Here is a 2,843-nt window from a genome sequence, read left to right as displayed (position 1 = left end):
TTGCCCCCGCCTCATGCTCACGCAGAACCGCGATGATCTGCTCTTCCGTAAACCGCTTTCTCTTCATCAGTCCGTCCTTCAATCGAGGCCGGACTCTAATCTCAGATGGAGGAAATTACCCGTGGCAGGTCAGCGCGCGACAGTGATGCGACCGCCAAGCCGCCGCCGGTATTCTATTCCAAAAACTTATTGGAACCTGGCTGCCATCGGGAGACGGCGAAAGAAGCATTTGACGCCTTGGCCGTTGAGCTTTCTCTCGGCTCGTCTTATAAGGCCGCGCGCAGCTGGCACGTTCCCGGCTGTTGGGGCGTCGCCAAGTGGTAAGGCATCGGTTTTTGGTACCGACATTCCCAGGTTCGAATCCTGGCGCCCCAGCCATCGCGCACAAGTGTCGTCCGGACGCAGGATTAGGCATCAGAATTACAATCGAGTTACCCGCATCGAAAATTAGCTTCTGAGTTTACCGCGGGTCGCAAGTTCTTGATTTTGAAGCGTTGTGCCGGTGCACAGGCCTTGATACGACGCCACTGGCCTGCCGATCGCGTCGGCATCAAGTCTGATCTGACCGTGTAGCTCGGTTGATGGCGCCTCAACTGCCCTGCTAAATGGGTAGTAAATTGGGCCATACCACTGCCTTACAGACGGGCGTCTATTGGGATGACTCATTGCCGAAGATCCTCGCAAGTCGCCATTGCGCGAGCGAGATTGTTAGTTGTTTCTGAGCTCGTTTGTTTTAGCCGCAGCAAATAAGCCAGGTTGGCTTGTAAAGATAAAGGTGACTTCTAGTATGTCTTGGCGACTGTACGCGTTTTTATCTATGTTTCTTGCGCTTTTTGCTTTGGTAATACTTGCCGTCTTGCAAGCGAACGGACCAAAACCACAGCTTATTGTGAGACACGAGAACCTGACGTCTTTTAAGGGCGCGCTGGTGCTAAAAGATATTAGAGATATAACGGTCGCATCAAGACACGTTATCTTATGCGGAGCAGCTTTCACGAGGCCAGCCGGAATGAACAACCTTGTGTCCGAAGCGGCAATGGCGCGGTTTCCGCACCAGGTGGTCACCTGTAAGCCTGTAGGACTTGGCACACCTTGTGATGGCCTTGTGGCGCCACGGCTGAACAACTTCATAGTTGCCCAATGTTTTACCGAGGACGGGGCTGATCTCGCGGAGCAATTAATAACCCAGGGGTTTTTGTGCGGTCAGCCAGAGAAATCCGGTGGGCATTATAAGCCTTGCTGATTGCCCATAATAGTGGAGTTGGTGGGCTCGCTCTTTGCGGCGGTTCGATCCGCCTCGCAAGGCAAATTCAGCTTTACCGGAGTCACAAAGCCGTTGTCCTTTCTGCCCATTCCGATTGGTACCAACTTACGAATTTGCCCAAGCCGATTTCCAGCGACGTTTTTGGTCTGAAACCGAATTCTTGCTCTAGCAATGTCATGTCGGCAAAAGTGTGCACTACATCGCCGGGCTGCATAGTCTCGATCTGGCGGTTCGCTTTGACGCCCAACAGTTTTTCCAGAATATCAATGAAAGCACCGAGCTGAGCAGGCTGATTGTTCCCGACATTGTACACCCTGCTGGGTGGAACGTCTGCCAACGGGGGCTTGTCGAGCACCGCAACGACCGTCTCTACAATGTCGTCTATATAGGTGAAATCGCGCCACATCTCGCCATTGTTGAACACCTGGATCGGTTTGCCTTCAAGCATAGCCTGAGTAAACTTCCAATACGCCATGTCAGGCCGACCCAAGGGGCCATAGACCGTGAAAAATCGCAGACCAGTCTGTGGCACACCGAAGAGATGAGCGTAGGTATGGCTCACCAATTCATTCGACCTTTTCGTAGCCGCATAGAGCGACACCGGATGATCTACCCGATCGTTCTCGCTAAATGGTACTTTCTGATTGCCGCCATATACCGAACTCGACGAAGCATACACCAAGTGTTCAAAACCCGGGCGGTCACGGCAAAATTCGAGGATCTCAAGGTGACCGCTGACATTGGATCGGATATAGGCTCGTGGATTTTCAAGTGAATGGCGCACTCCGGCCTGCGCCGCGAGATGAACGACCTTATTTATCTCCTGCCCGTCTAAGGCTCTCGCAAGCGCCATCGGATCAGCGATATCGATCTTGAGAAAGGAAAACCCTCGCCGTCCGAGCAGGCGAGTCAACCGAGCTTTCTTCAACATTGGGTCATAGTAGTCGCTTAGATTGTCGACTCCGATAACGTCGTCGCCACGTTCGAGAAGCTTCAGGCAAACGTGGCTCCCGATAAAACCAGCTGCACCCGTGACTAAAATTGGCAAGCGAAATCCTCTCAACAGCTAGTGGCGCACCGGACCCATTTTTCCGATCTTGCCCCGGAGCCGAGCGAACCACTAACATCGCTAGTCCTAGCGTTCAATCACTTCGAACCGCACCAGATGGCGCTTCGCTAGCCGGGCGCACAGTACGCGCTCAAATAGGCAACTCTGCGTGTGCGGAGGTCGGCAATTTTTCTCTGCGATTCCCCCGCGTGGTTCGCGAAAAAAGGACACGGCCTATTCTGGCCTGTTTCGTATACCGACCCAGAGATCTCGGTACAAACTCAGTATCTCGTTTGCGCAGGTGCTGTGTCACATCCACGGGCCTAAGCCGTTTTCGCCGCTTTTTTGCACAAGGGGGGCATTGCGAACAGCGCCGCTGCTCAGCGAGCTTCTTGATTGCGGCACTCCACAAGCCAGCGTAACAAAGTCGAAAGTCGAAAGCACATCCTAGTGGATGGAATCTAACCCTTGGTGCCCACGGTTGACGGCAGCGATGATTTTGTCGGGGTCGGCGGTCCAAGTGAAAGGTTT

1 protein-coding gene and 1 tRNA gene are annotated in these 2,843 nt (G+C 53.4%); one reads left to right on the top strand and one right to left on the bottom strand.

Going from position 1 to position 2,843, the window contains the following annotated elements:
- The first annotated feature begins 303 nt into the window (after positions 1-303).
- A tRNA-Gln gene (locus tag NKI41_RS32875) sits at positions 304-378 on the top strand.
- A 947-nt stretch (positions 379-1,325) separates the two neighbouring features.
- Here the strand turns inward: NKI41_RS32875 and NKI41_RS32870 are convergent.
- Positions 1,326-2,312, bottom strand: a complete 987-nt coding sequence (locus NKI41_RS32870; protein ID WP_352687179.1) for an NAD-dependent epimerase/dehydratase family protein — start codon at positions 2,310-2,312, stop codon at positions 1,326-1,328.
- Positions 2,313-2,843: the final 531 nt, after the last annotated feature.

It is taken from the genome of Mesorhizobium sp. M0601 (assembly GCF_040320845.1).
Taxonomy (GTDB): Bacteria; Pseudomonadota; Alphaproteobacteria; order Rhizobiales; family Rhizobiaceae; genus Mesorhizobium.
Note: the sequence above shows the minus strand (reverse complement) of the source record. Positions and strands in the feature narration are given on the sequence as shown.